The 25025-nt window shown below is 75.1% G+C and carries 20 protein-coding genes, 1 tRNA gene and 1 pseudogene; 11 read left to right on the forward strand and 11 right to left on the reverse strand.

The genetic code is table 11. The features are described from left to right. Positions 1-126: 126 nt before the first annotated feature. From AB0958_RS07215 to AB0958_RS07230, 4 genes are all read left to right on the forward strand, one after another. The gene (locus AB0958_RS07215) at positions 127-1074 is read left to right on the forward strand and encodes an ATP-binding cassette domain-containing protein (RefSeq protein ID WP_366889313.1); all 948 of its coding nucleotides are present in this window, start codon (positions 127-129) and stop codon (positions 1072-1074) included. Then, positions 1071-1910 carry an ABC transporter permease gene (locus tag AB0958_RS07220; RefSeq protein WP_366889315.1) on the forward strand — a complete coding sequence of 280 codons (840 nt, stop codon included), beginning with the start codon at positions 1071-1073 and terminating at the stop codon, positions 1908-1910. The genes AB0958_RS07215 and AB0958_RS07220 overlap by 4 nt, the downstream gene beginning before the upstream one ends. A gap of 90 nt (positions 1911-2000) precedes the next feature. Next, positions 2001-3266: a histidine kinase gene (locus AB0958_RS07225; protein ID WP_366889344.1), complete on the forward strand. Its 1266-nt coding sequence runs from the start codon at positions 2001-2003 to the stop codon at positions 3264-3266. Then, positions 3263-3931 carry a response regulator transcription factor gene (locus tag AB0958_RS07230; RefSeq protein ID WP_358976527.1) on the forward strand — a complete coding sequence of 223 codons (669 nt, stop codon included), beginning with the start codon at positions 3263-3265 and terminating at the stop codon, positions 3929-3931. Before AB0958_RS07225 ends, AB0958_RS07230 begins: the two co-directional genes overlap by 4 nt. A 22-nt stretch (positions 3932-3953) precedes the next feature. On the opposite strand, the gene AB0958_RS07235 is transcribed toward AB0958_RS07230, so the two are convergent. Next, positions 3954-4703: a polysaccharide deacetylase family protein gene (locus tag AB0958_RS07235; protein WP_366889316.1), complete on the reverse strand. Its 750-nt coding sequence runs from the start codon at positions 4701-4703 to the stop codon at positions 3954-3956. Next, complete coding sequence (locus AB0958_RS07240; protein WP_366889318.1) at positions 4700-6046, reverse strand: glycosyltransferase; 1347 nt, start codon at positions 6044-6046, stop codon at positions 4700-4702. Before AB0958_RS07240 ends, AB0958_RS07235 begins: the two co-directional genes overlap by 4 nt. 250 nt (positions 6047-6296) lie before the next feature. Between AB0958_RS07240 and AB0958_RS07245 the strand changes: the two genes are divergently transcribed. Beyond that, positions 6297-6977: a phosphatase PAP2 family protein gene (locus AB0958_RS07245; RefSeq protein WP_366889319.1), complete on the forward strand. Its 681-nt coding sequence runs from the start codon at positions 6297-6299 to the stop codon at positions 6975-6977. A gap of 24 nt (positions 6978-7001) precedes the next feature. Here AB0958_RS07245 and AB0958_RS07250 read toward each other — a convergent pair whose 3' ends face one another. The 4 genes from AB0958_RS07250 to AB0958_RS07265 all read right to left on the reverse strand — a co-directional run bounded on the left by AB0958_RS07250 (position 7002) and on the right by AB0958_RS07265 (position 11823). Beyond that, the gene (locus tag AB0958_RS07250) at positions 7002-8345 is read right to left on the reverse strand and encodes a hypothetical protein (protein WP_366889346.1); all 1344 of its coding nucleotides are present in this window, start codon (positions 8343-8345) and stop codon (positions 7002-7004) included. A 298-nt stretch (positions 8346-8643) separates the two neighbouring features. Beyond that, positions 8644-9672: a M56 family metallopeptidase gene (locus tag AB0958_RS07255; RefSeq protein ID WP_366889320.1), complete on the reverse strand. Its 1029-nt coding sequence runs from the start codon at positions 9670-9672 to the stop codon at positions 8644-8646. Between the two features lie 4 nt (positions 9673-9676). Continuing rightward, on the reverse strand, positions 9677-10105 hold the full coding sequence (locus AB0958_RS07260) for a BlaI/MecI/CopY family transcriptional regulator (RefSeq protein ID WP_366889321.1): 429 nt from the start codon (positions 10103-10105) through the stop codon (positions 9677-9679). Positions 10106-10200: 95 nt separating this feature from the next. Next, positions 10201-11823 carry a hypothetical protein gene (locus AB0958_RS07265; protein ID WP_366889347.1) on the reverse strand — a complete coding sequence of 541 codons (1623 nt, stop codon included), beginning with the start codon at positions 11821-11823 and terminating at the stop codon, positions 10201-10203. A 331-nt stretch (positions 11824-12154) separates the two neighbouring features. On the opposite strand from AB0958_RS07265, the gene AB0958_RS07270 reads away from it, so the two are divergent. From AB0958_RS07270 to AB0958_RS07290, 5 genes and pseudogenes are all read left to right on the forward strand, one after another. Continuing rightward, positions 12155-12817 carry a response regulator transcription factor gene (locus AB0958_RS07270; protein WP_366889322.1) on the forward strand — a complete coding sequence of 221 codons (663 nt, stop codon included), beginning with the start codon at positions 12155-12157 and terminating at the stop codon, positions 12815-12817. After that, the gene (locus AB0958_RS07275; RefSeq protein WP_366889323.1) at positions 12814-14190 is read left to right on the forward strand and encodes a HAMP domain-containing sensor histidine kinase; all 1377 of its coding nucleotides are present in this window, start codon (positions 12814-12816) and stop codon (positions 14188-14190) included. Before AB0958_RS07270 ends, AB0958_RS07275 begins: the two co-directional genes overlap by 4 nt. Positions 14191-14352: 162 nt before the next feature. Beyond that, complete coding sequence (locus AB0958_RS07280; protein WP_366889324.1) at positions 14353-14559, forward strand: cold-shock protein; 207 nt, start codon at positions 14353-14355, stop codon at positions 14557-14559. A gap of 100 nt (positions 14560-14659) precedes the next feature. Next, positions 14660-15997 carry an L-seryl-tRNA(Sec) selenium transferase gene (gene selA / locus AB0958_RS07285; RefSeq protein ID WP_366889325.1) on the forward strand — a complete coding sequence of 446 codons (1338 nt, stop codon included), beginning with the start codon at positions 14660-14662 and terminating at the stop codon, positions 15995-15997. A gap of 15 nt (positions 15998-16012) precedes the next feature. Beyond that, a pseudogene (locus AB0958_RS07290) lies at positions 16013-17755 on the forward strand (SelB C-terminal domain-containing protein); the annotation flags it as partial. 35 nt (positions 17756-17790) lie between these two features. Here the strand turns inward: AB0958_RS07290 and AB0958_RS07295 are convergent. Then, positions 17791-17883: transfer RNA gene (locus AB0958_RS07295), tRNA-Sec, on the reverse strand. 34 nt (positions 17884-17917) lie between these two features. On the opposite strand from AB0958_RS07295, the gene selD reads away from it, so the two are divergent. Further along, on the forward strand, positions 17918-18937 hold the full coding sequence (selD, locus tag AB0958_RS07300; RefSeq protein WP_366889326.1) for a selenide, water dikinase SelD: 1020 nt from the start codon (positions 17918-17920) through the stop codon (positions 18935-18937). A gap of 16 nt (positions 18938-18953) precedes the next feature. On the opposite strand, the gene fdh is transcribed toward selD, so the two are convergent. The 4 genes from fdh to AB0958_RS07320 all read right to left on the reverse strand — a co-directional run bounded on the left by fdh (position 18954) and on the right by AB0958_RS07320 (position 24944). After that, positions 18954-22214, reverse strand: a complete 3261-nt coding sequence (fdh, locus tag AB0958_RS07305) for a formate dehydrogenase (RefSeq protein ID WP_366889327.1) — start codon at positions 22212-22214, stop codon at positions 18954-18956. A gap of 3 nt (positions 22215-22217) precedes the next feature. Then, positions 22218-22655, reverse strand: a complete 438-nt coding sequence (locus AB0958_RS07310; RefSeq protein ID WP_366889328.1) for a hypothetical protein — start codon at positions 22653-22655, stop codon at positions 22218-22220. 136 nt (positions 22656-22791) lie between these two features. Then, positions 22792-23826 carry an NrfD/PsrC family molybdoenzyme membrane anchor subunit gene (gene nrfD / locus AB0958_RS07315; protein WP_366889329.1) on the reverse strand — a complete coding sequence of 345 codons (1035 nt, stop codon included), beginning with the start codon at positions 23824-23826 and terminating at the stop codon, positions 22792-22794. Continuing rightward, positions 23823-24944, reverse strand: coding sequence for a 4Fe-4S dicluster domain-containing protein (locus AB0958_RS07320; RefSeq protein ID WP_366889330.1), 1122 nt, complete (start codon positions 24942-24944; stop codon positions 23823-23825). The genes nrfD and AB0958_RS07320 overlap by 4 nt, the downstream gene beginning before the upstream one ends. Positions 24945-25025 lie beyond the last annotated feature (81 nt).

Genomic DNA, 25025 nt, shown 5'->3' on the forward strand with positions numbered 1-25025 from the left:
GTACCGCGGTACGACCCCGGGGCCCCCGTTCAGCCCCCGGTACCACCGGATCGGGGTGATCGCGGACTTAGCGTGGCCAAGAGGCGTCGGATTCGACGGGCGCCGAATCCGAGTGAAGGAGCTCCGATGATCGACGCGCGGCAGCTGACCAAGAGGTACGGCGAGAAGACGGCCGTGGACGGCCTGGAGTTCGTCGTGAAGCCGGGTACCGTGACCGGCTTCCTGGGGCCCAACGGAGCGGGGAAGTCCACGACGATGCGGATGGTCGTCGGCCTGGACGCCCCGACCAGCGGCTCCGTCACGGTGAACGGCAGGCACTACGCGCAGCACCGGGCGCCTCTCCAGGAGGTCGGCGCCCTGCTCGAGGCCAAGTCGATCCACCCGGGCCGCTCGGCCCGCAACCACCTCAGGGCGCTGGCGCTGACGCACGGCATCCCGCGCAGCCGGGTCGACGAGGTCATCGAACTCGCCGGTCTGGGCAGCGTGGCCGCCAAGCGGGCCGGTGCCTTCTCCCTCGGCATGGGCCAGCGGCTCGGCATCGCGGCGGCCCTGCTGGGCGACCCGCAGACGGTGATGCTCGACGAGCCCGTCAACGGCCTGGACCCCGAGGGCGTCCTGTGGATCCGCAACCTGCTCACGTCACTCGCCGAGGAGGGGCGCACGGTCTTCGTCTCGTCGCACCTGATGAGCGAGATGGCGCTGGTCGCGGATCACCTGATCGTGGTGGGGCGGGGGCGGCTGCTGGCCGACACGACCGTGCGGGAGCTGGTGCGACGGGCCGGCGGCGACACCGTGCACGTGGCCACGCAGGATCCGGCGCGGCTGCGGGAGGCCCTGGCGGGTCCTGGCGTCGACGTCACCGGCCGCATCGGCTCCGAGGAGCTGGAGGTGACCGGGCTGAGCGCGCGGGAGATCGGCCTGAAGGCCGCCGAGCACGGCATCGCGCTGTTCGAACTGAGCACGCGCGAGGTCTCCCTGGAGCAGGCCTTCATGGACCTGACCAAGGACGCCGTGGAGTACCACGGCTCCACGACCGCCGGCGAGACCGCCGAGTCCCTCGGGAGGACGGCATGACCACCACGCTCACCGCCACCACCGACACTCCCCCCGCCGTCGCACGCCCCGCCTACCGGGTGACCGGCAGGCGCGTGCTGGCCTCGGAATGGGCCAAGCTCTGGTCACTGCGGTCCACCTGGATCACCCTCGGGGTGGGCCTGCTGTTCCTCGTCGCGTTCGGGCTGATCGCGTCGAGCCGGTACAAGTCGGGGATCGGCTCCGCCCACATGGACCCGGACTTCGCCCGCTCGACCGCCGTGAGCCTGTCGTTGTTCGGCACGAACTTCGCGCAGCTCGCCCTCGGCGTCCTCGGCGTGCTGGTCACGGCGGGCGAGTACTCGACCGGCATGATCCGCTCCACGCTGGCGGCGGTGCCGCGCCGGCTGCCGGTGCTGTGGTCCAAGGCGGCCGTGTTCGGCCTGGTCGCGCTGGCCGTCGGCACCCTCGGCGTGTTCGTCGCCTTCTTCTTCGGCAGCCGTATCGTCTCCGGTACGCCCGCGGCCATGGGCTTCTCCCATGCCGGTGCCGTACGGAGCCTGCTGGGCGCCGGCCTCTACCTGGGTCTGGTCGCCGTGATCGGCACGGCTCTCGGCGCGCTGCTGCGGTCGGTGGCCGGTGGCATCTCGGTCCTGGTCGCCACGCTGATGCTGGTCCCCGGCCTGGTGTCGCTGCTGCCCAGCTCCTGGCGGGACGACATCAGCCGCTACCTGCCCAGCAACGCGGGCGAGTCGATGTTCGCCCTGACCCACGACTCCACGAGCCTGTCGCCCGGGGCCGGTCTGCTGGTCTTCGCCGGCTGGACGGTGCTGGCGCTGGCCGGGGCGGCGTACCGGCTGCTGCGCACCGACGTATGACACCCGCATGATGGGCAGGTGACCCCCGTGACCTCCGTGACCTCCCAGGTCACCGCGCCCACCACCGCGACCGCCGACGACCTCGGCGGGATGGGGCCGCTGGTCGCCCGGTTCTCCCGGGCCGGCCAGCGGCTGCGGCATGCCGACCGGGCCCGTCCGTGGGTGCTGGACACCGCGGTGGTGACCCTGGTCTTCCTGCTGTTCTGCCTGCCGGACCTGCTGCACGCGGCCGGCGGCGACCACGACGGCGAGCCGCACCACCTGCGGCTGGCGTTCACCCAGCCGCCGGTCACGGCGATGCTCGCCCTCCAGGCCGGCCTGGTGCTGCCCCTGCTGTGGCGCCGGCGCAGGCCCGCCGCGGCCTTCGGCGCCGTGGCCGCCGTCTTCGTGCTCCAGTGGTCGCTGGACGTCCCGCTGCGTGCGGACGTGGCCCTGTTCATCGCCCTGTACAGCCTCGTCCTGCACGGGCGGCTGCGGGGGCTGCCCTGGGCCTGCGGGGTCATGACGGGCGCGATGGCGCTGGTCGCGGCACGGGTGTCGGCGGTGGTGCCGTTCTGGGACGCACTGTTCTTCCTGCTGAGCACGGCGACCGCGGCGCTCGCGCTCGGCCTCGCGGTCCGCATCCGGCGGGCGCAGCTCGCGGCGCTGCGGGACCGGGCCACCCGTCTGGAGGTGGAACGCGACCAGCGCAGCAGGCTCGCCGCCGCGGCCGAGCGCGCCCGGGTGGCCCGCGAGATGCACGACATCGTGGGCCACAACCTGGCCGTCATCATCACCCTCGCCGACGCCGGCGCCTACGCCACCGGCAACGCTCCGGACCGGGGCCGGGAGGCGCTGCGGCTGATCGGTGACACGGGCCGGCAGGCGCTCGGCGAGCTGCGACGGGTGCTCGGGGTGCTGCGGGAGGCGTCGGACGGCGCGCGGGGCGAGCCCGAGCTCAGCCCGCAGCCGGGCCTGGCCGACCTCGACGCGCTGTGCGAGGGGGTGCGGGCCGCGGGTCTGGAGGTCCTCTACCGGACCGCGGGCGACGTCGACGCCCTGGACAGCGGGGTGCAGCTGACGATCTACCGCATCGTCCAGGAAGCCCTGACGAACACCCTGAAGCACGCCGGGGCCGACACCCGCGTGAACCTCGCGATCGTCGTGGACGAGACGCGGCTGACCATCACGGTGCAGGACACCGGCCCTCCCGGGGCCGGCCGCCGTACCGGCCCGGCGAACGAGGAAGGACACGGTCTGGTGGGCATGCGCGAACGGGCGGCTCTCTACGGCGGGAGCCTGAAAGCGGGCCCCGCCGACGCGGGCTGGACGGTCGAGGCCGTCCTCGACCTCACCCCCCAGGGCGGTGGCCGGTGACGACCGTACTCATCGTGGACGACCAGCCGCTCCAGCGGTACGCCTTCCACCTGCTCCTCGACTCGGTCGCCGAGACGGACGTCGTGGGCGAGGCCGCGCACGGCACGGAAGCGGTCCGCATGGCGGCCGAACTCCGTCCCGACGTCGTGCTCATGGACGTCCGGATGCCCGGCATGGACGGCATCGAGGCGACCCGTCGCATCACCGCCGCGGGCGACCGCTCCCGGGTCCTCGTGCTGACCACCTTCGACCTCGACGAATACGTGCACGCGGCCCTGCGCGCCGGAGCCAGCGGCTTCCTCCTGAAGGACGCGCGCCCCGAGGAGCTCATCGCCGGCATCCGGGCCGTCGCCACCGGTGACGCGGTGATCGCGCCCTCCCTCACCCGCCGCCTGCTGCACGAGTTCTCCCGTCTCGTGCCGCCCCAGGCCGGCGACGCCGGCGAGAACCCGAGGCTGGGCTCCCTGACCGAACGCGAACGCGAGATCCTCGTGGCCATCGGCAAGGGCTGGAACAACAGCGAGATCGCCGCCCGCTTCGTGGTGTCGGAGTCCACGGTGAAGACGCATGTCGGCCGGGTCCTGGCGAAGATCGGCGCCCGCGACCGCGTCCAGGCCGTGATCTTCGCCTACGACCACGGCCTGGCCCGCCCGCACGCGGAGTGAGCCGTCGGTACTCCCTCGGGGCCTACCGGGGCAGGCCGGGAACGCCGTGTTCGCGCAGCGGGCCCACCTGCCAGCCGCGGGTCCCGCAGGTGTCGAGGATGTGGGGCAGGGCGGCGAGGGTGGTGCGCCAGGAGCCGGTGGCGGAGGTGCAGTCGGAGTCGTGCAGCAGGACGGTGCCCCCGCCGCGCAGGTCGCGCAGGACGGTGTCCCGCACGGACCGGGGGGTGGCCCGGGCACGCCAGTCCTCACCCCAGCAGGTCCACAGCACGGGGGTGAGATCCAGCCGCCGGCAGGCCAGGTGGGCGGCGGTGGTCATGACGCCGTACGGCGGCCGGAAGAGCGTGGGCGGTTTCCCGGTGACGTCGGCCACGGCGTCCCGGGCGCGGGCGAGGTCGTCGTAGGTGGCGCGGGGGCCGCGCAGCAGCAGGGGGCGGTGGTGCCAGCCGTGGACCGCGATCTCGTGCCCGGCGGCGGCCATGTCCTTCGCTGTTCCGGGCGAGCGGGACAGCATCGAACCGAGCAGGAAGAAGGTGGCACGCACCCGGCGTGCCGCGAGGAGGGTGAGGAAGTGCGGGGTGGACAGGTGGTCCGGGCCGTCGTCGAAGGTGAGGGCGACGTGGTCGGGCCGGCCCTGCCCGGCCAGGCGGGGCATGGCCCGGTTGCGCAGCGGGCCGAAGGTGGAGACCACGGGTGCGGCGTGCAGGGCGGCGAGCGCGGGCAGTGCCGCCGCCGAGGCGAGCGCGGTGGAGCGGGCGAGACGTGACGGGGTCATCGTGCGGCTCCGTCCAGGTAGTGGGCCACGGCGGTGAAGCGGACGGGGGTCTCGGTGCAGGTGTGGGCGAGCGGGGCGGCGACGCCCAGACCGACCGTGGCGGCCACGGCGACGGCCGTCAGTCCCCGCCGACGGCCTCGCGGACGCTTCGGCGCGGGCCGGGCCGGCGGGGCGGGCAGGCTGGGCCGGGACCCGGATCTGGCGGCGATGGCGGGTACCGGTCCGGGTGCGGAGCGGTGCAGGGCGAGCCCCGCCGCGCGCTGGGTCCGGCCGCGCGGTCCGGCCAGGAGTTCGGCCAGTACGGGCCCGAGGTCGGCCGGGTCGCGGATCCAGGGCGCCAGGCCCGCCTCCTCCAGGGCGGCGGCGTTGGTGTGGCCGTGACCTGGTATGCAGCGGTAGCTGAGCACCGGCAGCCCGGCGGCGAAGGCCTCCAGGGAGGTCAGTCCGCCGGCGTTCTGCACCAGCACGTCGCAGGCGTGCATCAGACCGGGCATGTCGTCCACCCAGCCGAAGGCGTGCTCGACGCCGTCCCGGCGCAACCGTTCCGCGAGGCTCTGGTTGCGTCCGCAGACCACCACCGGGACCGCCGCTCCGGTCCGCCGTATCTCGGCGGCGGTCCGGCGCACGGCGCCGACTCCCCAGGAGCCGGCCACCAGCAGGGCCAGGGGCGTGTCCGCGGGCAGGGCGAACCGCAGGCGGGCGGCGGCCCGCTGCCCGGGCGTGGGCGGGGTGAAGCGCTGATCGGTGACCGGACCCGCGACGGTGACGGCCGCCGCCCCCCGCGCGTGCGCCTGGGCGGCCGGTACCGCGTGGACGGCCAGGTGGGCGTCGATGCCGGGGGCCACCCACAGGGCGTGCACGGAGAAGTCGGTCAGGTAGGTGAGGGCCGGAACGGTCAGCAGGCCGCGCCGGCGCAGCGCGCCGAGGACCTGGCCGGCCCCGGGGTAGGTGGACACGACCGCGCGGGTGTCCGGCGCGAGGGCCCGCAGGGTGCGCGGCTCGGCGGCGCGGAACAACGCCCGCCACACGGCGCCGGGGCGGGCCGCCCGGTCGGTGGCCGCGTACAGGCGCTGGTAGCCCTCGGGAGCCCAGGTCAGCATGCGGTGGTAAGCGCCGCACAGCAGTCGGCCCGCACCGGCGGGCAGCAGGTCGAGGAAGTCGTGGCGGTCCACCTGGAAGCCCTGCGCGGTCAGCCGCGCCGCCAGTCCCGCGGCGGCGCCGTCGTGCCCCGCGCCGACACGCGCGGAGATGATCGCGATCCGGCCGCCGTCCGTCGCGGCCTGCGGCGGCGTGAGGGCCGGCGGCGGTGCCGGCTCCGGCACCGGATCGTCACAGTGGAGCACGGTCGATCAGCCTCCTGACGGACTACGGGCTGTGAATTGCGGGGCATGGAGCGTGACTTCGCCGGCGCCGCGAGGTGAAGCTACTACATGATGTAGAACTTAGGGAACGCTCATCCGGGCGCCCACCGGAACGGGCCGCCGCGCACCGGCCGCCCGACCCCTACAAGATGTAGTAGATTTACCGGGCGATCATCTCGACATCACCGTGACATCACCGGGATGTCACCGGCAGACGGAAGGACGTCCCGCTATGACCGCGGCCGCCACCGCGCACCTCGCCCTCGACGGATCCGGCATCGACGGCTCGTGGTTCACCTCGGTCACCGACCTGGCCCGCGACACCAAGTGGCTCAACACCCCGATGGAGGTGTGGACCAACGTCGGTCTGGGAGTCTTCGCGGTCCTCATGGTCATCGGCTGGTGGCGGGCCCGGCGCCGGGACGCGCGGGCGATGACCCTCGCGCTGGCCGCGCCGGTCGCCGTGCTGACCGCCTTCGCCGCCGCCGAGGTCGTCAAGAAGCTCGTGGCCGAGGTACGGCCCTGCCGCTCACTCCCCCATGCCTACTTCGTGGACAGCTGCCCGGCGCCGAGCGACTACGCCTTCCCCAGCGGACACGCCACGGTCGCCGCCGCGAGCGTGGCCGCGCTGTTCCTGCTGGACCGCCGGCTGGCCGCCGTCGCCGCCGGGTTCGCCGTCGTGGAGGGCTTCAGCCGGGTCTACGTCGGGGCCCACTACCCGCACGACGTCCTCGGCTCCGCCGTCCTCGCCCTCCCCGTCGCCTACCTCGTCAGCCTGGCGCTCGGCCGCTGGGCCGCCCCGCTGATCGGCTCCCTGAGCCAGGGGGCGCTGCGCCCGCTGCTGACGGCCGGCCCCGCCGTCGCCCCGGCGACCGCCCCGCAGGCCGCTCCGGCGGCCGGCGACCCCCGTTGAACCGAGCGTCCCAGGACGGCGCGATCACCGCGCGACGTAGGCGTACACCCCGCCGTCCAGGTGGACCCGCCGCCAGTCCCGGGCGTACCGCGGTGGTACGCCGTCCTCGGTGGTGAGGAAGGCGACCGGCATCCGGCGCGCGGTCCGCACGAGGGCGGCCGGCGTGGTGTTCTCGTTGTTGCCGCCGGTGTCGGCGGAGGCGCACCCGGCGTAGAAGGCGACCGGAATCGAGGGTGTCGTCGGGTCGTTCCCGGTGAGCACACAGGGCGCGCGGACACCGTGGTCGTGCAGGGCCGCGGCCACCCGGGCCCAGCGCTGGTGGCCGGTGGTCGTACGGTCGACCAGGCGCTCCAGCACCACCGCCTGGACGGCCAGGTGCCCGGCGACGCCGACGGCCACCACGGTGACGGCGAGCGTGCGCCGGCGGCCGCGCGGCGCCGACACCAGGAAGAGCAGCGCGCCCGCGACCGGCAGGGACAGCAGGGCGTAGGCGGGCAGCAGGAAGCGCGGGGCCGCGTAGCCGATCAGGAAGAGGTAGGGGAAGGCCGTCGTGGCCGCGCAGGCGCAGAGCAGCGCGGCGGGGGCGGCGCGACGCGCCCGCACGGCCACCACCAGGCCGAGCACGGCGAGGACCGGCAGCACGAACCACCACAGGGTCACGGCCGCGTGGGGCACCGCCCCCGTGCACGGGCGGCACAGCGTGCGACCGCTCAGGCTGCGCACCTGGTCGACGACGGCGTCGTGCCAGCCGAGGCCGCCCTGGACGTCGGAACCTTCGGAGAGCCGCCGGGCGAGGCCGCCGTAGCTGACGTACGCCTCGATCACCCATTGCGCGGCGCCCGCCGCCAGGCCGCCGAGGAGCGCGAGGAGCGCCCGGCCGTGCCTCCACCGGGGTACCGCCACCAAGGCCGCCAGCAGCGGCAGGCACACCCACACGGCGTCCGTCGGGCGCATCAGCGCCATCAGGGCGGCGGTCACGGCGAGCCCCAGGAGCGGCCCCCGGCTGCTCCGGTCCGTCTGCGTCCGCAGGAAACATCCCACCGCGGCGAGCGCGGCGAGCGCGACCCAGAGGTTGGGCATGGCCTGCGGGCCGTAGAACAGCGTCACCCAGAGCGAGGCGAACAGCCCGCCGCCCAGCACCAGCACGCGGACCGGCAGCAGGCCGTGCCAGGCGCGCAGGGCCAGGAACAGACCGAGGCCGGCCAGCACCGCGAGGTACACCCGCAGCAGGGGCGTGGACGATGACCAGCCGGCGACCGGCGCCACCAGCAGGGAGATGCCCCGGGCCCGGGGAGCGCTGAAGAACGCGGCCGGGGCGTGCCCGCTGACCTGGCTGACGTAGACGGACTCGTCCCAGCCGAGCCCCATCCCCGGTCGTACGAGAGCGAGCTGGGCGACGGTGTACCCGGCCCCCACCGCGGCGAGCCAGGTCCGGTCCCGCCGGTACCACGGCGCGGCGTCGGACGGCCGGACGGCACGGGAGGCCGCCGCGTACGAAGTCCCCGGCATCGACCCACCTTCACCCGCTACGAACTGTAGTTCTGTGGTCACCCTACCGGGTGGCGTACCGACGGCGCGTCGGGGCGCACCGGCCGTGCTGCTCGGCCGGCGTCCGGACGCGCGGCGGCGCGCAGGGGGGCGGAGGGAGCGGCGAGCGGGCGGCGGGTCAGAGGTGCCGCTGGGTCGGCTCCGGGTGGTCGCGGTCCACGCGGCAGCCGTCCGGGCCGCGCTCGTCGTCGTGAGCGTGGCCGGCCGGCGCGGCGGCGGTGCCCGCGGGGGCGTGCGCCGAGCACAGTGCCCACTGGGCGCTGTCCAGCATCCTGTCGCTGTCGGAGGCGGCGTTGGCCAGGCTCCCGCAGCAGAGCGCGAGCAGCAGCCCGCCCGCGAGCAGGGGCAGTCTCCGGCGGGCGGGCGGCGGGGCCATGAGGGCCTGGACCCGCTGGGGCACCGCCCCGCCGGTCAGGGCCAGCGCGACGGGACGGGCCGCGCCCGCCGACGCCAGGGCGGCGCGGCCCACCGCGTGGGCGACCACCTCTCGGCTCCCGACCCGCTCGGCGGCCTCCTCGTCGGCCCAGCGCTCCAGGACGAAGTCACCCGCCACGGCCACCGGCCTCAGCAGGGGGGTGAGGGCGGCCGTGAGCCGCCACACGCTCTGGAAGACGTGGTGACGGCCGCGCAGATGCGCCCGCTCGTGGGCGAGCAGGGCCTCGCGCTGATCGTCGTCGAGACAGCGGAGCATGCCCCGGGAGACCACGATCCGTCCCGGCGAGCCGGGCAGCGCGAAGGCCAGCGGGACGTCGTCGTCGAGCACCGCCAGTTCGGTCGCGCCGGGCAGCAGGGCGCACTCGCGCCGGGACCGGACCAGCCGCCGGCCCTGCCGGACGGCGGCTACACCCAGGGAGACGACGCCCGCCGCGAGCACCAGCGTGCTGACGGCCGCCACGACCAGGTACACGGGGTCCTCGGCGCGCAGCGCGGCCACGGACCAGCGGCCCTCCGCGGCGATCTGGGGAATCTGCGCCACGCCGGTGAACGCCAGCAGGGCGAGCGAACCCGCCCAGCCGACCGCCGTCACCAGCGCGGCGCAGGCCAGCGCCCAGGCCGCCGGGCGCGGGGGCAGCCGGCGTGCCACGGGAGGGGCGAGCACCGCGAGCGCGGCGGTGACGAGGAGCGGGACGTAGACGTTGACCAGCACCGGCTCACCGCTTCCCGCGCGGGCTCTTGCTCTCGGCGGGCGCCTCGGAGGGCCCGGACAGCAGCTGGTGCAGCAGATGCTCGTCGTGCTCGGACAGTTCCGAGACGAAACGGGCCAGCACCGCCTCGCGGTCGGAACCGCCCGCGAGCAGCGAGTGCATGCGCTGGGCGGTGTGGGACGCCTCGTCGCGGGCCGGTTCGTAGGCGTAGCCGCGGCCCTCGCGGCGCCGGACGAGCATGCCCTTGTCGAACAGCCGGGACAGGATGGTCAGGACGGTCGTGTAGGCGAGCTCGCCCGGGAGCCGGTCCTGGACCTGGCGGGCGGTCTGCGGACCGTCGGCCGCCCAGAGCGCGGCGAGCACGTCGCTCTCCAGTTCGCCCCGCGCCCGCCTGCCGGACGCCTCTCGGGCTTCCTCGTCTCCTCGGCCCGTCACCCCACCGTCCGCCTTCCCTCGCCGTCGTTGCGGACAGGCTACCCGGCCACCTCCTCCTTGTCGTAGGACGCGGGAGTCCCCCGGCGGCCCGGTGGTCACGAGGGCGACGCGGCGGGCAGCCGGGCCGTCGTGATCGTCATCGGGGTGCCGGTGACCGCGATGAGGTAGGTCCGGGAGTGCAGGACGCGGAAGCCGCCCGGCGGGATGACGACGTACTCGGCGGTGGCGTGCGGGCCGAGGGTGGCCGGGCCCGCGGTGACCTTCCACCAGTCGGAGGCGCCCTGACCGGTGCGGCTGGCGAAGTGCGGGGAGAGCCGGGTGCCCGTCCTGTTGACGGCGCGGACCTCGACGGCGGTGACGCCCACGCGCGCGTGCCGGGTGGCGAGACGCGCGGCGAGGGTCATCCGCAGGGGCGGGGGGCTGGCGGCGGCGACCGCCACGCACAGCAGGGCCGGTGTGAGCAGCGCCGCGGCCAGTGCGGCCCGCGCGCGGCGCCCGGTGACCCGTGGCAGGGCGGGCTGCCAGGCGGTGGCGAACGCGGCGGGTGGGGCCGTGGCGGCGGCCGCCAGCCACAGCGGGGTCATCAGCAGGAAGTAGCCGTCCTGGGAGCGGGTGGCCAGGTAGAACGCGAGCCACGGCAGGACCGTGAGGGCGGGGCCGAGCCGGCGGACGAACAGCACGGTGGCGGCGAGCAGGCCGAGCAGGAGCAGCATGCTGCCGTAGGAGTAGTAGTCGAGGCGGCTGCTGCCGGCGGTGAAGTAGTAGGAGATGCCCATCACGCCCTGGCCGTGCAGGATCGCCTTCTGCTGGAGCGGCAGCAGGATGCCGTGCAGCCAGCCGGAGAGGTCCTGGACGGCGAAGTACGCGTTGACGGTGGCCCAGGCGAGGGCGGCGGTGCCCGCGTAGCGCAGGGTGACCGCCAGCGCCCCGCGGCGGCCGAGTTCGCCGCGCCGGACGGCGTAGAGGCCGATCAGCAGGAACGGCGCCAGGAACCAGGCGAGCTGCTGCGCGGCGCAGGCGGCGCCCAGGCAGAGCGCCCGCAGGAGTCCCCAGGTGCCGAGCCGGCCGCCCGTGCCGGTGTCCGGCCAGCGGACCACCGTGGGCACGAGCAGGGCGAGGGCCGTGATCGCCGGATAGCCGTAGTAGGCGTACTGGGGCAGCAGGCCGAAGCCGAGGCAGACGGCGGTGGCCGCGGACCGCCACACGGCCGGGAGCAGGAACCACAGCAGGACCGAGGAGGCGAGCAGCAGGGCCGTGGTGACCAGGGTGGCGGCCGCCGTCGAGTGGACGACGGCGTGCACGGGGGCGGCGAGCAGGGCGGTGAGCGGCGGGTAGCCGTAGGTGTAGTCGGCGCCGCCGGACATGGTCTTGGTGATCCCGACCTGCGGGGTGCCGAAGAGCCACGGCCAGGGCTGCCCGTAGACGGGGTGACCGCGCAGGATCTCGCTCGCGGCCTGGGCGGTCAGCACGCCCTCGTCGCTGCCCGCGTGGTCGAGCAGGTAGCCGCAGGTCACCAGGGCGACGGCGGTGGCGAGGACGACGGCGTCCACCCGGATCAGCGAGCGCCGGTCGCGTACCGTCAGGCACAGGACGCCGCAGACGAGGATCGAGGCGTAGCAGACGGAGATGGCCGCGGCGACGGGCGGGGCGGACGTCATGGCGGTGGTCCAGGCGGTCCGCGTCCCGATGAACAGGCTGATCGTCGCCAGCAGGGTCATCCCGCGGTGCAGCTGCCGGGGCCCCGCACCGGTGCCGCCGGGAGCCGGGGACGGCGTCGCCCGGTCCGTCACCCTCCGCAACCGTGTCCTGGTGCCGGCGCCTGCACCGTAGGCGTCGGCCATGACGCCCACCTCCCTCGCCTCGTACGGCCAAACGGCAACTACATCATGTAGAGGTAGGCATACGGTGAGAACGCGACAGGAATGCACCCACTCGGCGTCTAGAGTTGCATGTCGCGTCTACACACCTGTAGTCCTGCCGGCGTTTCCGTGCCGATGTCCACCCGGACGGCCCCGTCCCGGCCGAGGTACGAAGATCCGACGGAGGAAGATGCGTCACAAGATCCTGGTCGTCGAGGACGATCACGCGCTGCGGGACGTGCTGCGCCGCGGCCTGGCCGACGAGGGGTTCGAGCCCGTGCCCGCCCCCGACGGCGCCACCGCCCTGCGCCTCGCCGCCGACGGCATCGGCGCGGTCGTCCTGGACGTCGGACTGCCGGACGCCGACGGGCGGGACGTGTGCCAGGCGCTGCGCGGCAACGGCTTCGGTGCCCCGGTCATCTTCCTGACGGCCCGCCACCACCTGACCGACCGGCTGTCCGGGTTCTCCGCCGGGGGCGACGACTACCTGCCCAAGCCGTTCCACCTCGCCGAACTGGTGGCCCGGCTGCGGGTCGCGCTCCGCCGCTCCGGGCCGCCCGCCGTGGCCGCCACCGGCGACCTGGTCCTGGACGCGACCCGGCACAGCGCCCGGATCGGCGGCGTGGAGACCGGGCTCTCCCCCACGGAGTTCCGCCTGCTGGCCGCTCTGGTGGCGGCGGACGGCGGCACCGTGAGCCGCCGGGACCTGGTCGGGGCCGCCTGGCCGGCCGGCGCCCACGTCGGCGACAACACCCTGGACCAGTACCTGAGCCGGCTGCGCCGCAAGCTGCGCGAGGCGGGCAGTCACCTGGTCCTGCGCACGGCCCGCGGGGTCGGCCACCGGCTGTCATGACGCGCTTCCCGCGCCGCCCGGGCCCGCGCACCCTGCGCGGCCGGCTCGCGCTCGTGGCCCTCACCACCGCCACCCTGCTGATGGCCGTGCTGACCGTGGTGTTCAACGTCGTGGTGGAACGGCACCTGCGGCACCAGGCGGACGACGAACTGCACACCCGGGCGGCCGCCGTCGCCACGACCGTCGACACCGGCGGACGCCGGGTGCGGGTGGTGGAGACCGCGGGCGACGGCCTCCTCGACGCCAACGCGTGGATCTACTCCGGAGCCCGGCTGCTGGAGAAGCCGCCGACGGCCCCGGCCGACGGGGCGCTGACCCGGGCCGCCGACCGGCTCGCCGTGGGCGGCCGCGCACGGTGCACGACGGTCGGGGCCGAGGGCTCCCGGCACGTCCGCATGTGCTCCCGGCCCCTGTACGGGCACGGCGGTGCGGCCGTGGTCGTCACCGCCCTGGACCTCGCCCCGTACCGCAACTCGGCCAGGACCCTGCTGCTGGGTTCCCTGGTCCTGGACGCCGTCATGCTCGCCTGCACCTACGCGCTGACCCGGCTCGCCGTCGGACGGGCGCTGCGCCCGGTGCGCACCATGAGCGACCTGGCCACCGAGTGGAGCGCCGTGGGCTCCGACGAGCGTTTCGGCGGCGCCGGCCAGCCGGCCGAACTCGCCCGGCTGGGCGCCGCCCTGGACGGACTGCTGGACCGTATCCGGACCGTGCTGCGGCACGAACGCCAGCTGACCGGTGAGCTGTCCCACGAACTGCGCACCCCGCTCACCCGGATCGTCGTCGAACTCGACTGGTGGCGGGCCCGGCCGCGCACGGACGCCGAGACCCGCGCCACCCACGACGTGATCGCTCAGGCCGCCCGGTCCATGCGCGCCATCTGCGACACGCTGCTGAGCGAGGCCCGCGACGGCGCGCCGGACACCGCCACCGCCCCCGGTGCCACCGCGGTCCTGCCGGTCCTGTCCCGGCTGGCCGACGGCCTCGGATTCCGGACCGGGGTCGAGGTCGTCGTCGAGGCGGCGGATCCGGAGCTGGTGGCGGGGGTCGCGCCCGCGCTCCTCGAGCGCATCGTCAGCCCGCTGCTGGCCAACGCGGGCCGTTACGCCGGATCCACCGTGACCGTGGGCGCGCGCCGGACGCCCGGCGGAGTGCGGATCAGCGTCGCCGACGACGGCCCGGGCGTGCCGGAGGCGTTCACCGGTGAGCTCTTCCAGCCGGGCCGCCGCGCCGATCCCGACGACGGGCACGACGGCGCGGGCCTCGGGCTGCCGCTGGCGCGGCGGCTGGCGCGCGCCGCCGGCGGCGAGGTGTCCCACGACCCCGGGCACACTCCGGGCGCACGCTTCCTCGCCGACCTGCCCGCCGGCTGAGCGCGCGCGGAACGCGCCCGTGCCCCCGCCGGCACGGCGCGGTTCACCCGGTCGGGTCGTGATCGGACGGTGGGCGCATGCCGGGCCCGGCGCCGGGGGAGCATCCTCGCGGTCCACGACGATCGGTTCGCGGCGGCACGGTGCAAGGTGAAGGAAACAGCGATGGCCCAGGGCACGGTGAAGTGGTTCAACGCGGAGAAGGGGTACGGGTTCATCACTCCGCAGGACGGCAGCGCGGACCTGTTCGTGCACTACTCGGAGGTCCAGGGCACCGGCTTCCGGAGCCTGGAGGAGGGGCAGCACGTGGAGTACGAACTCGGCCAGGGCACCAAGGGCCCACAGGCCGTGGGGGTCCGGACGATCGGCTGAGCTGCGTCGGGGCCCAGCGTGTCGGAGGGTCCGTGGGGGGCACTGGAGGACGATGGGGGTGCTCGGGCAGTCGGAGGCGGGGCGGAGGGACGGGAGCCGCATGGGGCCGCGGGGTGCAGCGGAGGACGAGGGCGTGCAGCCGGCGCCCGACGTGCGCCGGCTGGTGCCGCGCACCGACGCCCTGCTGCGGGAGCCGCGGCTCGCCGAGGCCACCCGGCTGCTCGGTGCGCCCGTGGTCAAGGCCGCCGTCCGTCAGGCGCAGGAGCGGGCGCGGGCCGGGCGGGTGGCGCCCGAGGACGTGGCGGGCGAGGCGCTGGCGCTGCTCCCGGACACGGCGGGCGGACTGCGCCCGGTGATCAACGCGACCGGCGTGCTCCTGCACACCAACCTGGGCCGGGCCCCGCTGTCGGACGCGGCCCGGCGCGCGGTGGCCGGGGCCGCCGGGCCGACCGACGTGGAGCTGGACCTGGAGACCGGGGTACGGGCCCGGCGCGGACGCACGGCGTTGCGGGCGCTGGCCGACCGGGTGCCGGCGGCGGGGGCCGTGCACGTCGTCAACAACGGCGCCGCCGCGCTGGTGCTGGCCGCGACCGCGCTCGCCGCCGGGAGGGAGATCGTCGTCAGCCGCGGCGAGATGGTGGAGATCGGCGACGGGTTCCGGCTGCCCGACCTGCTGCTGTCCACCGGCGCCCGGCTGCGCGAGGTGGGCACCACCAACCGCACCACGGCCGGCGACTACGCCGCCGTGGTCGGCCCTGACACCGGGTTCGTGCTGAAGGTGCACCCGTCCAACTTCCGTATCACCGGCTTCACCCGGGCGGCGGAGGTGCACGAACTGACCGGGCTGGGTGTCCCGGTCGTCGTCGACATCGGCTCCGGGCTGCTCGCCCCGCACCCACTGCTGCCGGACGAGCCGGACGCCACGACCCAGCTGCGGGCCGGCGCCGCCCTGGTCACGGCGAGCGGCGACAAGCTGCTCGGCGGCCCGCAGTGCGGGCTCCTGCTCGGCGAGGAGGGCCCGGTCCGCGCCCTCGCCCGGCATCCGCTCGCCCGTGCCCTGCGCGTGGACAAGCTGACCCTGGCCGCCCTGGAGGCCACCCTCACCGGACCGCCCACGCCGACCGCCGCCGCGCTGACCGCCGACCCCACCGCCCTGCGCGAGCGCGCCGACCGGCTCGCCGCCTCGCTCGCCGCCGACGGCGTCGACGCACGGTCCGTCGGCAGTGCCGCCACGGTCGGCGGGGGCGGGGCACCCGGGGTGACGCTGCCCAGTGCCGCGCTGTCGTTGCCCGAGCCGTTCGCCGCCGTGCTGCGGGCCGGACGGGTCCCGGTGGTCGGGCGGCTGGAGGCGGGGCGCTGTCTGCTCGATCTGCGGGCGGTGCCGCCCGAGGACGACGCCCGGCTGGCCGCGGCGGTCCGCGCCGCGGCGCACGGGTAGGAGGCGGACGTCGTCATGCGGGTGCTGGCCACCGCGGGGCACGTCGACCACGGCAAGTCCGCCCTGGTGCGGGCGTTGACGGGCATGGAACCGGACCGGTTCGAGGAGGAGCGCCGCCGCGGGCTCACCCTGGACCTGGGGTTCGTGTGGACCCGGCTCGGGGCGGACGGCGAGGAACTCGCCTTCGTGGACGTGCCGGGCCACGAGAGGTTCGTGGCGACGATGCTGGCCGGTGTCGGCCCGGTGCCCGCGGTGCTGTTCGTGGTGGCCGCCGACCAGGGCTGGCAGCCGCAGTCCGAGGAGCACCTGGCGATCCTCGACGCCCTCGGGGTACGGCACGCCGTCCTCGCCGTCAGCCGCGCCGACCTGGCGGACCCGGCACCCGTGCTGGCCGATGCCCGCGAGCGGCTGGCGGCCACCTCGCTGGGCACGGTCCCGGCCGTCGCGGTCAGCGCGGTGACCGGCGCCGGACTCGACGACCTCCGCTTCGAACTGGGGAAGTTGGCGGCCCGCCTGCCGGTGCCGTCCGCCGCCGCGGACGTCCGGCTCTGGCTGGACCGGGCGTTCACGGTGCGCGGGCACGGCACGGTGGTCACCGGCACGCTCGGGGCCGGCACCCTGCGGGTCGGGGACCGGCTGGTGACGGGTGACGGCAGGACCGTGCTGCGGGTCCGCGGGCTCCAGGCCCTGCACGAGGACCGTTCCGCCGTGCGCGGGGTCGCGCGCGTGGCCGTCAACGTGCACGGCCCCGGCGTCGGCGGGCTGCGGCGCGGCGAGGTCCTGCTGACACCGGGACGCTGGCTGGGTACCGGGCTCGTGGACGTCCGGGTCGCCGGGGCGGCCGTCGCCGACCTGCCCCGGAGCGTGACCCTGCACATCGGCACCGCCGCCGTCCCGGTGACCGTCCGCCCGCTGGGCGAGGACACCGCCCGGCTCGCCCTGGGCCGGGAGCTGCCGATGCGCGTCGGCGACCGGGCGGTGCTGCGCGAACCGGGCGGCCGACGCGTGCCCTGTGCCGCGACCGTGCTGGACGTCCGGCCGCCGCGGCTGTCCCGGCGGGGTGCGGGGCGGGCGCGGGCGGCGGAACTGGCCGGTATGAGCGGCTGCGCGGACGGAGCGGCCGAGCTGCGCAGGCGCGGGCTGATCCGGCGCCCGGAGCTGCTCGCGATGGGCGTCCCGGCGCCGGTCGCCCCCGTGGCCGGGGACTGGCTCGTCGACGCGGACCACTGGGCGCGGCTGGGCAGGAGCCTGGCCGAAGGGGTGGGCCGGCACGCCGCCGAGCATCCGCTGGACCCCGGGCTGCCCACCGAGGCGGCCCGCCGGCTGCTGGGCCTGCCCGACCGGGCCCTGGTCGACGCGCTCGCCACCGGGGATCCGGGGCTGACGGTCCGCCAGGGCCGGCTGTACGGCGCCGAGGAGCGCCGTCCGCCCCTGCCACCCCCGGTACGGAAGGCGGTGGACGCCGTGCGCGCGGATCTCGAACGGGCGCCGTTCCGCGCCCCGGACGCCGGGCGGCTCGCCGAACTGGGGCTCACCCGCAGGGCGGTGGCCGCGGCGGAGGCGGCCGGGGAGCTGCTGCGGATCGCCGACGGGATCGTGCTGCCGCCGGGCGCGGACGGGCGGGCGGCCGCCGTACTCGCGGGGCTCCCGCAGCCGTTCACGCTGAGCGAGGCCCGGCAGGCCCTGGACACCACCCGGCGGGTGGCCGTACCGCTGCTGGAGTACCTGGACGCCCGCGGGTACACGGAGCGGGTGGACGACACCCGCCGACGCTGCCGGCAGCAGGCGGGGGACGGAGGCGGACGGGAATCGAACCCGCCTGCCCGAGATCCTCGGGCACCTCGGTTTTGAAGACCGGGAGGGCCACCAGGCACCCACACGCCTCCACCGACCGCCACGCTAGTTCCCCAGGAGAGCGCGATGACACCAGCGACCCGCCCGGCGCCCGTACGGCTCACGCAGTTCGCCCACGGCGGCGGCTGCGCGTGCAAGATCCCGCCGGGTGAGCTGGAGGAGGTCGTCAGCGGGCTGACCGCGCCCTCCCTCAGCGGCACCGACAGCCCGCTGCTCGTCGGCCTCGCCACCGGCGACGACGCGGCCGTGGTCACCGTGCCCGGCGCGCGGGGGACGGCTGTGGTGTGCACCGCCGATTTCTTCACGCCGGTCGTCGACGAGCCCTACGACTGGGGGCGGATCGCCGCCGCGAACGCGCTGTCGGACGTGTACGCGATGGGCGGCCGGCCGCTGCTCGCGGTCAACCTGCTCGGCTGGCCCCGCGACCGGCTGCCGTTCGAGCTGGCCCGTGAGGTGCTGCGCGGCGGCCTCGACGTGGCGACCGAGGCGGGCTGTCATGTCGGCGGCGGGCACAGCGTGGACGACCCGGAGCCCAAGTACGGCATGGCGGTCACCGGGGTCGCGGACCCGGCGCGGCTGCTGCGCAACGACACCGGGCGGCCAGGACTGCCGCTGTCGCTGACGAAACCGCTCGGCGTGGGGGTGCTGAACAACCGGCACAAGGCGACCGGCGAGCGGTTCGAGCAGGCGGTCGCCACCATGACGGCCCTGAACCGGGACGCGTCCGCCGCCGCGCTGGCCGCCGGGGCGGGCTGCGCCACCGACGTCACCGGGTTCGGTCTGCTGGGCCACCTGCACAAGCTGGCCCGCGCCTCCGGGGTGACCGCCGTGCTGGACACCGCCGCGGTGCCCTATCTGGAGGGTGCCCGGGAGGCGGTCCGCGACGGGTACGTCAGCGGCGGCACCCGGCGCAACCTGGAGTGGGTGGCGCCGTACACCGACTTCGGGGACACCGACGCCGACACCCGGCTGCTGCTGGCCGACGCCCAGACCTCCGGCGGGCTGCTGGTGGCCGGGGAGGTGCCGGGGGCGCCGGTGATCGGGGAGCTGGTGCCGCGCGGGGACCACTCGCTCGTCCTCAGGTGATCTCGCCCTCGGGTGATCAGGGCTCCGTGCCCGTGCGGTCGTCGATGCCCGCCCGGGCGCGGTAGGAGCGCACCAGTGCCGGTGCGGCCGGGCCGCGCGGGCGGCGGCCGGGGCGGATGTCGACGGCGAAGGCCTTGGTCTCCTGGATGTGGGTGTTGGGGTCGAGGGACATGTGCAGCAGTTCGTTGGCCGCGTCGCCGGTGCTGTAGCCGTTGGGGCCCCAGTGGTAGGGCAGGCCCACCTGGTGGAGCCGGCGGCCCTGCACGGTCAGCGGGGCCATCCGGTCGGTGACCAGCACCCGGGCCTCGACCACACCGCGGGCGCTGACGATCGTCGCCCAGCCGGTGTGCTCCAGGCCGCGTTCGGCGGCGAGTTCGGGTGACACCTCGCAGAAGAACTCGGGTTGCAGCTCCGCCAGGTAGGGCTGCCACCGGGACATGCCGCCCGCGGTGTGGTGCTCGGTGAGCCGGTAGGTGGTGGCCACGTACGGGAAGACCTCGGAGCCGGGCTCGGAGCCGCTGGGCTGGTAGCGGTTGTCGGGGTGCGGGGACAGCAACTGCCGTACCGGGTTGCGCTGCTGGCGGTAGAGCAGGTTCGGGAGCGGCGAGTCCTGGGGCTCGTAGTGGGTGGGCAGCGGGCCGTCGGTGAGGCCGGAGGGCACGTACAGCCAGGCCTTGCCGTCGGCCTGCATGATGAACGGGTCGGTGCCCGAGAGGGCCTCGGCGGCCGTCGCGCCGGGCGGCGGCCGGTGCTGCGGGGACTTGTCGCCGGCGAAGTCGGGGATGTCGTGGCCGACCCACTTCGCCTGTTCCTCGTCCCACCACACCAGGGCCTTGCGCGCGCTCCACGGCTTGCCGTCCGGGTCGGCGGAGGCGCGGTTGTAGAGGATGCGCCGGTTGGCGGGCCAGGCCCAGGCCCATTCGTTGGCGACCCAGTTCTGTTCGTTGCCGGGTTTGCGGCGGGCGGCCTGGTTGACGCCGTCGGCGTAGACCCCGCAGTAGATCCAGCAGCCGCAGGCCGTGGAGCCGTCGGCGTCGAGCTGTTCGTAGGAGGCGAGCGGGTCGCCCTCGGCGTCGTAGCCGTTGATCTCGGCGAGGACGGCCTCCGCCTCCGGTTCGGCGTGCTCGCCCTTGGTCGGGTAGTCCCAGGTCAGGTCGAGCACCGGCTGGTCCATGGGGTCGGTGGAGCCGGCCAGCTTCTCGCGGATGATCCGGCCGAGGTGGAAGGCGAACCACAGCTCGCTGCGGCAGTCCCCCGGCGGTTCGACGGCCTGGTGGTGCCATTGGAGCATCCGCTGGGTGTTGGTGAAGCTGCCGTCCTTCTCGGTGTGCGCGGCGGCCGGCAGGAAGAAGACCTCGGTGCGGATGTCCTCGGTGCGCATTTCGCCGGTTTCGATCTCGGGGCCGTCCTGCCACCAGGTGGCCGACTCGATGAGCGAGAAGTCGCGGACCACCAGCCAGTCCAGGTTGGCCATGCCCAGGCGCATCATCTTGGAGTTGGCGTTGCCGACGGCGGGGTTCTCGCCGAGCACGAAGTAGCCCTTGCAGACGCCCTCCAGCTGGGCCATCGTCGTCTCGTAGGTGGAGTGGGAGCCGGTCAGGCGCGGCAGGTGGTCGAAGCAGAAGTCGTTCTCGGGGGTGGCCGCGTCGCCCCAGTACGCCTTGAGCAGGCTCACCAGGTAGGAGCGCATGTTGCCCCAGTAGCCCTTGCGGGCGGCCTCCGCCTCCACGTAGGCGTCCAGGTCCTGGTTCTGGTGGGCGTGCGGCATGGGGAGGTAGCCGGGCAGCAGGTTGAACAGGGTGGGGATGTCGGTGGAGCCCTGGATGGAGGCGTGTCCGCGCAGCGCGAGGATGCCGCCGCCGGGCCGGCCGATGTTGCCGAGCAGGGTCTGCAGGATGGCGGCGGACCGGATGTACTGCACGCCGACGGTGTGCTGGGTCCAGCCGACCGCGTAGGCGAAGGCGGTGGTGCGGTCCCGTCCGGAGTTGTCGGTGACCAGTTCGCAGACCTGGCGGAAGACGTCCTGCGGGACCCCGCAGATCTGTTCGACGATCTCCGGTGTGTAGCGGGCGAAGTGCCGTTTGAGGACCTGGAGGACGCAGCGCGGATGGGTGAGCGTCTCGTCCCGCTCGGGTTCGCCCTCGCCGATGTCGGCGCCGCCGGAGCCGTGTGCCTCGCCGCGCGCGGCCTCGGCCACCGAGCTGCCGCCGCCGGTGCGCTTGTCGTACTCCTGGTCGCGTTCCCCGGAGGCGGCCTGCATCTCCATGCCCTCGTACTGCCAGCTGCTGTTGTCGTAGGAGCGGCTGTCGGTGTCGAGGCCGGAGAAGACGCCGTCCAGGTCCTCGGTGTCCCGGAAGTCCTCACTGACGATCACGGGCGCGTTGGTGTACGCGACGACGTACTCCCGGAAGTACTTCTCCTGTTCCAGGACGTAGTTGATGATCCCACCGAGGAAGGCGATGTCGGTGCCCGCGCGCAGCGGTACGTGCAGGTCGGCCAGGGCGCTGGTGCGGGTGAACCGCGGGTCGACATGGATCAGCTTGGCGCCGCGGGCCTTCGCCTCCATGACCCACTGGAACCCGACCGGGTGGCACTCGGCCATGTTGGAGCCCTGGACGACGATGCAGTCCGAGTGCTGGAGGTCCTGCTGGAAGGTGGTCGCGCCGCCGCGTCCGAACGAGGTTCCCAGACTGGGAACGGTGGAGGAGTGTCAAACACGCGCCTGGTTCTCGATCTGGATCGCGCCGAGCGCGGTGTACAGCTTCTTGAGGAGGTAGTTCTCCTCGTTGTCGAGGGTGGCCCCGCCCAGACTCGCGATGCCGAGGGTGCGCCGGGTGCGGGCGCCGTCGACCTCCCACTCCCAGCCGGCCCGGCGGGACTCGATCACCCGGTCGGCGATCATGTCCATCGCGGTGTCGAGGTCCAGGTGCTCCCAGGTGGTGCCGTGCGGGCGCCGGTAGAGCACCTGGTGCTCGCGGGAGTCGCCGGTGGTCAGCTGGAGGCTGGCCGAACCCTTGGGGCAGAGGCGGCCGCGGGAGACCGGGGAGTCGGGGTCGCCCTCGATCTGGGTGACCCTGCCGTTCTCGACGTAGACGTTCTGGCCGCAGCCGACCGCGCAGTAGGGGCAGACCGACTTCACCACGCGGTCCGCGCTCGCCACCCGGGGGGTCAGCCGGGCGCTGTGCCCGCTCTTCGCGGCGGCGCCGCGGCCCAGCGGGTCGGTGCCGGTGAGCTGACGGTAGACCGGCCAGGAGTCGATCCAGGTGCGTACGCCCACGGTTCAGTCCTCCCGTTCCGTGCCCCGGCGGTCGGCGGGCCGGCCGCCGAGCGTGTCCCGGACGTGGTCCATGACCGCCGCGGCGGTCCCGGCGCCCGCGACGGCCGCGGCCGGTCGCCGCGGGGCCGGCGGGTGGGGGCGGGTCGGTGCGGCCCGCCGGGCGCGCACGACCTTCTCGCCGAGCCGCTCCCGGTCCTCCTGGGAGAGATTCTCCCGCAGCCGGGCGAACACGGCATCCTCGAAGGCCACGGGCCGGCGCAGCTGGTCGACGAGCTGTCCGGCGAGGCCGTCGGACTCCTCGCTGTCGGCGGCCTCGGCGCCGAGCGCGGCCGGGGTGCGAGCGCCCTCGCGTTCCTGCGCCGGCGCCTCGTCGGCGATCCGGTCGCCGTCGTGGTCGAGGCCGGACGCGAGCCTGCGCGGCACCTGGTTCCTGGTGGGCACCGACGCCACCTCCTCGCGTGTACCGGCCCGGTCGTTGCGCCGGAGTACCCGTGGCGGTCCCACCGAAACCGCAGCGGTACCCGGCAGGTGTGAACCGGCGCTTCGGACGGCGAGCACTCCCCCGCCGTCGGCCGCCCTACCCTCCCGCTCCGTTCGCGTTCAGCCGCTCCCGCTGCGGTACGACCGTGTACTTCGGGTCCTCGGCCGAGGCGACCCCGGCGTGGAACACACCGAAGCGCAGGGCCGCCGAGCCGGTCAGCAGGGCCGCGCCCGCCACCGCCGCGAGGGCGCGGTGGGGCCGTCGGCCGCCGAGGGCCGCGAGGGCCGCGCCGGTCGCCGTGAGGAGTTCCGACGTGCGCAGCAGGCTGTGCGCCCGGCCCTGTTCGTACGGCTCGGACAGCAGGCCGCCCATCCGGTGCTTCATGAGCTGGAAGCAGCCCAGCTCCAGGGCGGCGCCCAGAGCCGCGAACCGCCGGGCGGGCCCGGTCTGGGCGGGCGGCGCCGCCAGCAGCGCCAGCCCGGCCGCCGCGGTGGCGCCGGAGCCCGCGAAGACGAACGGCAGTTCGCGGTAGCCCTCGTGCCAGGACGGCACGGCGGTGTCCGCGATCAGCACGGCGGTGTAGCTGACGACCGCCGGTCCCAGCACGGCGGCCGACGCGGTGGCGGCCGCGCCCACCGGCCGGTACCGGTTCGCGACGTCGCTCGCCGCGGCGGCCATGGTCAGCGGGGCGTACCCGGCCAGCAGCCAGGAGCCCACGCTCATCGGCGAGGTCGGCTTCAGGACGCGCAGCATGTTGAGGAAGCGGGCCGGGCGCCCCAGGTCGTGGACGAGTGCGGCCAGCGACAACGAGATCCCGCCCGTCGCGGCCAGCTTCGCGGCCCGGGCCAGCGCGGGACGGCCGGTGAGCTGCCCGCCCGCGGCCAGCAGCGAGGAACTGCCCGCGAGCCCGCCCAGGTACAGGTAGCCGGCGATGTCCAGCGGCTTCCAGGTGGGCTTGTTCAGGATCGGCTTGCCGTAGTACGACGAGAACTCGGCGTCCGGCACCATGCTCCGCTCGCCGCGCCCCTTCCCCCTCTTCCCCTTCCGGCGCCTTCCGTACGCGCCGGTGACGGCGTCCCGGCCGGGCCGTACCCCCCGGACGCCGTCGCGTGTCACGTCGGAACCGCTCATCGCCGCCTCCTCGGGCCGACGCGCACGAAACTGCCGGCGGCGAGCGCCACCAGCGTGGCCGCCGCCAGCGCCGCGTGCCGCCACATGTCGGGCAGGTCGCGGGTGGTGACCACCGGGTCCGGGGGCAGGCCGTACACCTCCGGCTCGTCGAGGAGCAGGAAGAACGCCCCGTCGCCGCCGACCCCGTCGCCGGGATCCTCGCCGTACAGCCGGGCGTCGGCGACGCCCGCCGCATGCAGCCGGCCGACCCGCTCGGCCGCCCGCTCCCGCAGCTCGTCCAGGGGCCCGAACTGGATGGAGTCGGTCGGGCACGCCTTCGCACAGGCCGGTTCCATGCCGACGCCGAGCCGGTCGTAGCACAGGGTGCACTTCCAGACCCGTCCGTCGTCCTCGCGCTGGTCGATGACGCCGTAGGGGCAGGCGGGCACGCAGTAGCCGCAGCCGTTGCAGATGTCCTCCTGGACGACGACCGTGCCGAACTCGGTGCGGAACAGCGAGCCGGTGGGGCAGACGTCGAGACAGGCCGCGTGGGTGCAGTGCTTGCACACGTCGGAGGCCATCAGCCAGCGCAGTTCGGTGCGCCCGTCCGGGGTGACCGGGGAGATCTCGCCGGCCGGCGCGCCCGCCGCCCCGGTGCCGGCGCCCGCCCCGGTGCCGGCGCCCGCCCCGGTGCCGGTGCCCGGGGCGGTGCCGGTGCCCGGGGCGGGGGCCGTGGCTCCGGGACCGGGCGACGAGGCGGAGGTGCCGAGGACGCGGGCGGCGGCGAACACGTCGACGTCGTCGTGGGCGACGCCGGGCTCCTGGACGGCGAGCGGCTTGCGCTGTTCGATGAAGGCCACGTGGCGCCAGGTGTCGGCGCCCAGCCCCTGGGTGTTGTCGTAGGACATACCGGTCAGTTCGAGGCCGTCCTCCGGGACCGCGTTCCACTCCTTGCAGGCCACCTCGCACGCCTTGCAGCCGATGCAGACGGTGGTGTCCGTGAAGAAGCCCATGCGCGGCGGGCTGTCCGGGTAGCCGGCCGCCCCCGCCACGTCGGGTTCCGGACCGGACAGCAGGTTCCGGCGGCCGGGATCCGGCCGTGCCCTGCGGGTCGCGTCGTCGGCGCCGCTGTCGGTCATGACTCGGCCTCCTTCACGTGTCGTCCCGGCCGGTGCCTCGGCGGTCGGAGGCCCGAAGGCCCGGACAGGCCCGCTTCGGGG

It is taken from the genome of Streptomyces sp. NPDC006655 (genome assembly GCF_040703965.1).
Taxonomy (GTDB): domain Bacteria; phylum Actinomycetota; class Actinomycetes; order Streptomycetales; family Streptomycetaceae; genus Streptomyces.

Excerpts from the sequence above, each read along its gene's own strand:
- AB0958_RS07215 (WP_366889313.1), top strand. The coding sequence starts at position 127 with ATGATCGACGCGCGGCAGCTGACCAAGAGGTACGGCGAGAAGACGGCC.
- AB0958_RS07220 (WP_366889315.1), top strand. The coding sequence starts at position 1,071 with ATGACCACCACGCTCACCGCCACCACCGACACTCCCCCCGCCGTCGCA.
- AB0958_RS07225 (WP_366889344.1), top strand. The coding sequence starts at position 2,001 with ATGGGGCCGCTGGTCGCCCGGTTCTCCCGGGCCGGCCAGCGGCTGCGG.
- AB0958_RS07235 (WP_366889316.1), bottom strand. The coding sequence starts at position 4,703 with ATGACCCCGTCACGTCTCGCCCGCTCCACCGCGCTCGCCTCGGCGGCG.
- AB0958_RS07245 (WP_366889319.1), top strand. The coding sequence starts at position 6,297 with ATGACCGCGGCCGCCACCGCGCACCTCGCCCTCGACGGATCCGGCATC.
- AB0958_RS07250 (WP_366889346.1), bottom strand. The coding sequence starts at position 8,345 with ATGGGGCTCGGCTGGGACGAGTCCGTCTACGTCAGCCAGGTCAGCGGG.
- AB0958_RS07265 (WP_366889347.1), bottom strand. The coding sequence starts at position 11,823 with ATGACCCTGCTGGCGACGATCAGCCTGTTCATCGGGACGCGGACCGCC.
- AB0958_RS07270 (WP_366889322.1), top strand. The coding sequence starts at position 12,155 with ATGCGTCACAAGATCCTGGTCGTCGAGGACGATCACGCGCTGCGGGAC.
- AB0958_RS07275 (WP_366889323.1), top strand. The coding sequence starts at position 12,814 with ATGACGCGCTTCCCGCGCCGCCCGGGCCCGCGCACCCTGCGCGGCCGG.
- AB0958_RS07280 (WP_366889324.1), top strand. The coding sequence starts at position 14,353 with ATGGCCCAGGGCACGGTGAAGTGGTTCAACGCGGAGAAGGGGTACGGG.
- selA (WP_366889325.1), top strand. The coding sequence starts at position 14,660 with ATGGGGCCGCGGGGTGCAGCGGAGGACGAGGGCGTGCAGCCGGCGCCC.
- selD (WP_366889326.1), top strand. The coding sequence starts at position 17,918 with ATGACACCAGCGACCCGCCCGGCGCCCGTACGGCTCACGCAGTTCGCC.
- nrfD (WP_366889329.1), bottom strand. The coding sequence starts at position 23,826 with ATGAGCGGTTCCGACGTGACACGCGACGGCGTCCGGGGGGTACGGCCC.
- AB0958_RS07320 (WP_366889330.1), bottom strand. The coding sequence starts at position 24,944 with ATGACCGACAGCGGCGCCGACGACGCGACCCGCAGGGCACGGCCGGAT.